Here is a 7,964-nt window from a genome sequence, read left to right as displayed (position 1 = left end):
CAGTAAGCTGACGTATGCGGAGCTGAACGCCAAAGCGAATCGTCTGGCGTATGCACTGCGGGCGCGCGGGGTGAAGCCGGAACAGGTGGTCGGCATTCTGGCCGACCGTTCGGCGGAGCTGTTGATCGGGGTGCTCGCCGTATGGAAAGCGGGCGGCGCTTATGTGCCGCTCGACCCGGACTATCCGGCGGAGCGGTGCGAGTGTATGCTCGCGGACAGCGGGGCGTCGGTGCTGCTCACGCAGACCCGCCTGCTGGAGCAGGCGGAAGCTTGGCGCAGCGACGGAGCTCTAGTGCTGCAAACGGTGCTTGCGCTTGACGACGCCGCGACGTACAGCCTCGGAGCGGCGGAAGCGGCTGCTGCCGAAACGTCCGCCACGGCAGAAGCCGAGAAGAACGTACTAGCGGCGGATCTCGCATCGAATCCGGCGAATGTGAACAAGCCGCGCGATTTGGCTTATGTCATCTACACCTCCGGTACGACGGGCCGTCCGAAGGGCGTGGCGGTGGAAAACCGCAGCCTGGTGAACACGGCGGCGGGCTACCGGCGGGACTACCGCCTGGATCAGTTCCCGATCCGGCTGCTGCAGCTCGCCAGCTTCTCGTTCGACGTGTTCGTCGGCGACATTGCGCGGACGCTGTACAACGGCGGCACCATGGTCATCGTGCCGAAGGACGACCGGATTGATCCAACCCGCCTCTACGGCTGGATTCGCGACTACGCCGTGACGGTGTTCGAATCGACTCCGGCGCTGATCGTGCCGTTCATGGAGCATGTGCATGCCGAGGGTCTGGACCTCAGCTCGATGCAGCTGCTGATCACAAGCTCGGATGCGTGCAGCGTAGCGGATTACCGCACCTTGCAGGAGCGCTTCGGCTCGCAGTTCCGTATTATTAACAGCTACGGCGTAACGGAAGCGGCGATTGACTCCAGCTTCTATGACGAGCCGCTGGAGAAGCTGCCGAAGACGGGCAGCGTGCCGATCGGGAAAGCGTGGCTGAACGCCAAGTTCTACATCGTGGATGCGAATCTGAAGCCGGTGCCGATCGGGGTGTTGGGCGAGCTGGTTATCGGCGGAGCGGGTGTGGCCCGCGGTTACTTGAACCGCCCGGATTTGACGGCGGAGAAATTCGTAGACAGCCCGTTCGCCGCTGGGGAGCGTCTGTACCGGACGGGCGACCTGGCGCGCTGGATGCCGGACGGCAACGTGGACTTCATCGGCCGGATCGACAACCAGGTGAAAATTCGCGGCTATCGGATCGAGCTTGGTGAAATTGAAGCGGCCATGAAAAATGTTGCTGGCGTGCGTCAAGCGCTTGTCATCGACCGGACGGACGAGCGGGGGCAGAAATATTTGTGTGGGTATGTCGTAGCGGATTCCAGCTTCGATCTGGAAGGGCTTGTGGCCCATCTGGACGCCGCGCTGCCTTCCCATATGGTGCCTTCGCGCATCATGCGCCTGGATCAAATGCCGCTTACGCCGAACGGGAAGATCGACCGTAAAGCGCTGCCTGTGCCGGAAGGAAGCATTCGTGCCGAGGCTGCATACACGGCGCCTCGTACTCCTGCCGAGCAAGCACTTGCATCGGTCTGGCAGTCGGTGCTGGGCGTGGATCAGGTCGGCACGATGGACAATTTCTTTGCGCTCGGCGGCGATTCTATCAAGGCCTTGCAGGTATCGTCCCGTCTTTTGCAAACGGGGTACAAGCTGGTCATGAAAGATTTGTTCCATTACCCGACGATTTCCGCCCTTAGTTTGCAGCTGCAAACGGCGGAGAGAACGGCAAGCCAGGCCGAAGTGACGGGAGAGGTCATCTTGACCCCGATTCAGCGCTGGTTCTTTGAACAAAATCCGGCCGACGTGCATCACAGCAACCAGGCGTTCATGCAGTTCTCCAAGCAAGGCTTTGACGAAGAAGCTTTACGCCAAGCGGTGCGTCAGCTTGTCGTGCATCACGATGCTCTCCGTACGGTTTACCGCCAAACCGAGAACGGCTATACCGCCTGGAACCGCGGCGCCGGGGAGAACGAAGCGCTGTTCGATCTGGAAGTTGTCGATTTCAAGGGAGTCGGCGACGTGAAAGAAGCGGTAGAGGCTAAGGCGAATGACATTCAAGCGAGCATCGATCTGGAAAACGGTCCGCTGGTGAAGCTCGGCTTGTTCCGCTGCGACGACGGCGACCACCTGCTCATCGCGATCCATCACTTGGTCGTAGACGGCGTATCCTGGCGGATTCTGCTTGAGGATTTTGCTGCCGGCTATGAGCAGGCGCTGCAAGGGCAGCCGATCCGTCTGCCGCACAAAACGGATTCATTCCAAACGTGGGCGAAACAGCTCGCTGATTATGCGAACGGTCCGGCGATGGAAAGCGAGAGAGAGTATTGGCAGCATATCGAGCAATTGACCTATGAGCCGCTTCCGAAAGATTTTGAACAAGGCAGATCTAAGCTGAAGGACAGCGGGCTCGTGACCGTCCGCTGGACGGCGGAGGAAACCGAACAGCTGCTGAAGCAGGCACACCGTGCTTACCATACGGAAATGAACGATTTGCTGCTTGCCGCGCTTGGCCTCGCGGTACAAGCTTGGAGCGGCCGGGAACGCGTGCTGGTGAATCTCGAAGGCCACGGCCGGGAAGAACTTTTGCCGGATGTGGACATTACGCGCACGGTAGGCTGGTTTACAAGCCAATTCCCTGTCGTTCTGGAGCCGGGTCACGCCCAGACGCTCGGTCATCAGGTGAAACAGGTTAAAGAAAGCTTGCGCCGCATTCCGAACAAAGGAATCGGCTACGGCATCCTGCGTTATTTGTCGGCGCCGCGTGACGGCGAGCGCTTCGCTTTGGAGCCGGAGATCAGCTTTAACTATTTGGGTCAGTTCGACCAGGATTACGAAAGCAGCGGCTCGAGGCCGTCTCCGTTCAGCCCGGGCTCCGATTCAAGCCCGAATGCAGTGATGGATTATGTCCTCGATATCAACGGTATGGTGTCGGAAGGAGTGCAGGAACTCACGATCCGTTATGGGGTAACCCAGTATAAACGGGAAACGGTAGAGCGCCTGGGCACCCTGCTTCATTCGAGCTTGCGTGAAGTCATCAGCCATTGCGTATCGAAAGAGCGGCCGGAGCTTACGCCTAGCGACGTACTGCTTCAAGATGTGACGTTGGAGGAACTGGAGCGGCTGGCCGAACATACGGCGGCGCTCGGCGAACTGGAGAATGTATACTCCCTGACTCCGCTGCAAAAAGGGATGTTGTTCCACAGCCTGCTGGATGCCGATTCGGAAGCTTACTTCGAACAGGTGACCTTCGATCTGTACGGAAGCCTGAATGTCGAAGCCTTCACCCAAGGATTGGATACGCTGGTGCAGCGGAATGAGGCGCTGCGGACTAACTTTATTACCGGCTGGAGAGACGAGCCGATTCAAGTGGTATTCCGCGAGCGGAAGTGTGAAGTGTACTTCGAAGATATTCGCTCGGTAAGCGATGAAGACCCGGAGAAGACGATAGCCGATTTCGTCAGCGCGGATAAAGCGAACAAGTTCGATTTGGCCCGAGGCTCTCTTATGCGCGTGACCGTTTTGCGCACGGGCGACGAGTCCTACCATGTGATCTGGAGTCACCATCACATTTTGATGGACGGCTGGTGCATGTCCTTCATGATCAAGGAAGTGTTCGACACCTACTTCGCGTTCCAGGAGAAGCGGACGCTGGAGCTTCCTCCGGTTACCTCGTACTCCCGGTATATCGAATGGCTGGAAGCTCAAGATGCCGCGAAAGCTTCGCGTTACTGGTCCGAGTATTTGGCGGGTTACGATCAGCAGACCAAGCTGCCTCGGGAGAAAACAGGGCTGAAGCAGGGCGCTTTTGAAGTAGCTGAGATCGATGTGGAACTCAGCAAGGAACTGACCGGGCAAATCGAGCGGGTGGCGCGCCAGCATCAGGTGACGCTTAATACATTCATGCAGACCGTATGGGGACTGGTTCTGCAGGTATACAACAACAGCGAAGATGTCGTATTTGGCTCCGTCGTATCCGGGCGTCCAGCGGAGATTCCGGGTATCGAAAGCATGATCGGCCTGTTTATTAATACGATCCCGGTCCGTATTCAAGGCAAAGCCGAGGAGACGGTAGCCGCTATCTTGAGAAAAACCCAGGATCAAGCGCTGGCATCGAGAGCTTACGAAACGTTCCCGCTGTTCGAAATTCAGTCGCTGAGTGAGCAAAAGCGTGACTTGATCAACCACATCATGGTGTTTGAAAATTATCCGATGAAAGAACAAATTGAGCAGGTCGTCGGAGGAGACAAAGAAGCGCTGAAAATCGCTAATATCCAGTCGCCGGAGCAAACGAACTACAACTTGGACATTACTGTCATTCCGGAAGAGCATATTTTGCTGCGGTTTACGTACAATGCGCTGACGTTCAGAGAGGATGACATCAGGCAGCTCTACAGTCATTTTACCTGGGCACTGGAGCAGGTTGCAGCTAACCCGAACTTGCGCGTGAATCAGTTGGAGCTTTTGACGGCAGAGGAAAAAGAGCAAATTCTCGGTGCGTTTAACCCGGCGCAGCCGGAAGCGGCTCCTGTGGCAGCGTTCCACCGGCTGTTCGAGGAACAGGCGGAGCGCACGCCGGAAGAGGCGGCCGTCGTGTACGAGAACGAGCGGCTGACGTATGCGGAGCTGAACGAGCGGGCGAACCGCTTGGCGGCCACGCTGCGCGCAAGCGGCATCGGCCGGGAGACGATCGTCGGCATTCTCGCCGAGCGTTCGGTGAACTTGCTGGTGGCCGTGCTGGCCGTCTGGAAATCGGGCGGGGCGTATGTGCCGCTCGACCCGGATTATCCGGCAGACCGCGTGCGGTTCATGCTTGAAGACAGCGGAGCGAAGGTGCTGCTGACGCAAACGCCGCTGCGAGAGCGCGCCGAAGCCTGGCTCGGCGAAGAGGAGCTGGCGCTGGCGGCGGTGCTGTACCTCGACGACGAAACCTCGTACAGCGAGGAGGGGACGAATGCCGACAGCTTCCATGAAGCCCGTCCAGAGGACCTGGCGTACGTGATCTATACGTCGGGAACGACAGGCAAGCCGAAGGGCGTGATGATCGAGCACCGCAGCCTGGTGAACACGGCGGCGGGCTACCGGCGGGAATACCGGTTGGATCAGTTCCCGGTGCGGCTGCTGCAGCTCGCAAGCTTCTCGTTCGACGTGTTCGTGGGAGATATCGCGCGGACGCTGTACAACGGAGGCACGATGGTGATTGTGCCGAAGGACGACCGGATCGATCCGTCTCGTCTGCACTACTGGATGGAGCGGGAGCGGGTCACCATCTTCGAATCGACGCCGGCGCTGATCGTGCCGTTCCTGGAGTACGTGCACGAGCAGCAACTGGATATGAGCCGGTTGGAGCTGTTGATCACGAGCTCGGACAGCTGCAGCGTGGCGGATTACCGGACCTTGCAGGAACGCTTCGGCTCGTTGTTCCGGATCATCAACGCATACGGCGTGACGGAAGCGGCGATCGACTCCAGCTTCTACGACGAGGAGCTGGCGAAGCTGCCGCAGACAGGCCATGTGCCGATCGGCAAAGCGTGGCTGAATGCGAAATTCTACATCGTGGATGCGCATCTGAATCCGGTGCCGGTCGGGGTGCTGGGCGAGCTGGTCATCGGTGGAGTCGGGGTAGCGCGCGGGTACTTGAACCGTCCGGAGCTGACAGAAGAGAAGTTCGTAGACAGCCCGTTCGCCGAGGGCGAGCGGCTGTACCGCACGGGAGACTTGGCGCGGTGGATGGAAGACGGGAACGTGGACTTCATCGGCCGGATCGACAACCAGGCGAAAATCCGGGGGTACCGGATTGAGACGGGCGAAGTCGAAGCGAAGCTGCTGAGTGTAGGTGGCGTGAAGGAAGCGGTCGTCGTCGTCAGGGAAGATCAAGAAGGTCAGAAAGCTTTGTGCGCTTATTATACAGCGGAAGAAGGCTTGACGGCGGCGGACCTGAAGCGGGCGATTGCCAGCGAGCTGCCGGGGTACATGATCCCGTCGTACTTCGTGGAGCTGGAGCGCCTGCCTCTGACGCCGAACGGAAAGATCGACCGGAAGGCGCTGCCGGCACCGGAAGGGGGAGCAGGCGGAGGCCGCGAATACGTGGCGCCGCGCACCGAACTGGAGGCGAAGCTGGCCGCCATTTGGCACGATGTGCTTGTTCGGGAGAAGGCGGTAGGCGTAACGGACAACTTCTTCGACCTCGGCGGACACTCCCTGCGGGCGACGACGCTTGTTAGCAAAATGCATAAGGAGCTAGGCGTTGAATTCCCGCTTCGCGACGTATTCCGCTACTCGACGGTTGAGGAAATGGCCGCGGCTATGGAGCGGCTGGAGATCGGCTCGTTCACGGCTATTCCGGCTGCGGAACCTAGCGAGTATTATCCGCTCTCTTCCGCTCAGAAACGTCTCTATATCTTGAACCAGCTGGAAGGAGCCGAGCTGAGCTACAACATACCGGGAGCTATGCTGCTCGAAGGGGAGCTCGACCGGCAGCGGTTTGAAGAAGCGTTCCGCGGACTCGTAGCTCGTCATGAAACGCTGCGTACCGGCTTTGAGATGGTAAAAGGCGAAGCGGTTCAGCGGATTTACGAAGAAGCCGCCTTCCAGGTGGAATATGTGCAGATCAGCGGGGAACAGGCGGAAGAAACGGTGCGCCAATTCGTTCGTCCGTTTGATCTAGCGAAGCCGCCACTTCTGCGGGTAGGCCTTGCCGAACTGGCGCCGGACCGGCACATTCTAATGTTCGATACGCATCATATCGTATCTGACGGCGTTTCGATTGACGTACTGATCGAAGAGTTCGTCCGCTTGTACAGCGGGGAGCAGTTGGAGCCGCTCCGCATTCAGTACAAAGATTATGCGGTATGGCAGCAATCGGACGTGCAGAAAGCTCAGCTTGCCAAGCAGGAAGCCTACTGGCTCGACATGTTCCGCGGAGAGCTGCCGGTTTTGGAATTGTCGACGGACTATCCGCGCCCGGCTATGCAGAGCTACGAGGGCCGCACGCTGCAATTGTTTATGGATAGCGAGAAAAGCGAGGGTCTGAAACGGCTTGCAGCCGAGAACGGCGCAACGCTTTACATGGTTCTGCTTGCTGGTTATACAATATTATTGCATAAATATACAGGGCAAGAAGACGTGGTGGTCGGTACGCCGATTGCGGGAAGAAATCATAGCGACGTTCAGCCGCTGATCGGGATGTTCGTCAATACCCTGGCCATCCGCAGTTATCCGGCTGCCGGTAAGACGTTCCTTGACTACTTGAAGGAAATCAAGGAGACGACGCTGGGCGCTTTTGAACATCAGAATTATCCGTTTGAGGAACTGGTGGATAAGGTGAACGTGGCTCGTGATTTACGCCGCAATCCGCTGTTCGATACGATGTTTGCTTTGCAGAATACAGAGAATTTGGAAATCCAGCTTCCCGGACTCCATTTGTCGACGTATGCCAGCGAAGAAATTGTTTCTAAATTCGATCTCAGCTTGGACGTCACGGAGATCGAGGAAGGCTTGGAATATCTGTTTGAATACGCCACTGCTCTTTATAAAACCGAAACGGTGGAGAAATTGGCCGCTCACTACTTGCAGCTGCTTGAATCCATTCTCTGCAACCCGTCGGCGACTATTGCCGAGCTGGGCATTTTGACATCGGCGGAAAAAGAGCAAATTCTCGGCGCGTTTAACCCGGCGCAGCCGGAGGCGGCTCCTGCGGCCGCGTTCCACCGGCTGTTTGAGGAACAGGCGGAGTGCACGCCGGAAGAGGCGGCCGTCGTGTACGAGAATGACCGGCTGACCTATGCGGAGCTGAACGAGCGGGCGAACCGCTTGGCGGCCACGCTGCGCGCAAGCGGCATCGGCCGGGAGACGATCGTCGGCATTCTCGCCGAGCGTTCGGTGAACTTGCTGGTGGCCGTGCTGGCCG

1 protein-coding gene is annotated in these 7,964 nt (G+C 58.4%); it reads left to right on the top strand.

The genetic code is table 11. The features are described 5' to 3' along the window. Window positions 1–7,964 (top strand): non-ribosomal peptide synthetase (locus GRP75_RS15420; RefSeq protein WP_160789739.1); only part of this gene is annotated, 7,964 nt, incomplete at both ends.

Origin of the sequence: Paenibacillus sp. OT2-17, from assembly GCF_009827695.1 — a bacterium.
Classification (GTDB): Bacteria; Bacillota; Bacilli; order Paenibacillales; family Paenibacillaceae; genus Paenibacillus; species Paenibacillus polymyxa_B.
Note: the sequence above shows the minus strand (reverse complement) of the source record. Positions and strands in the feature narration are given on the sequence as shown.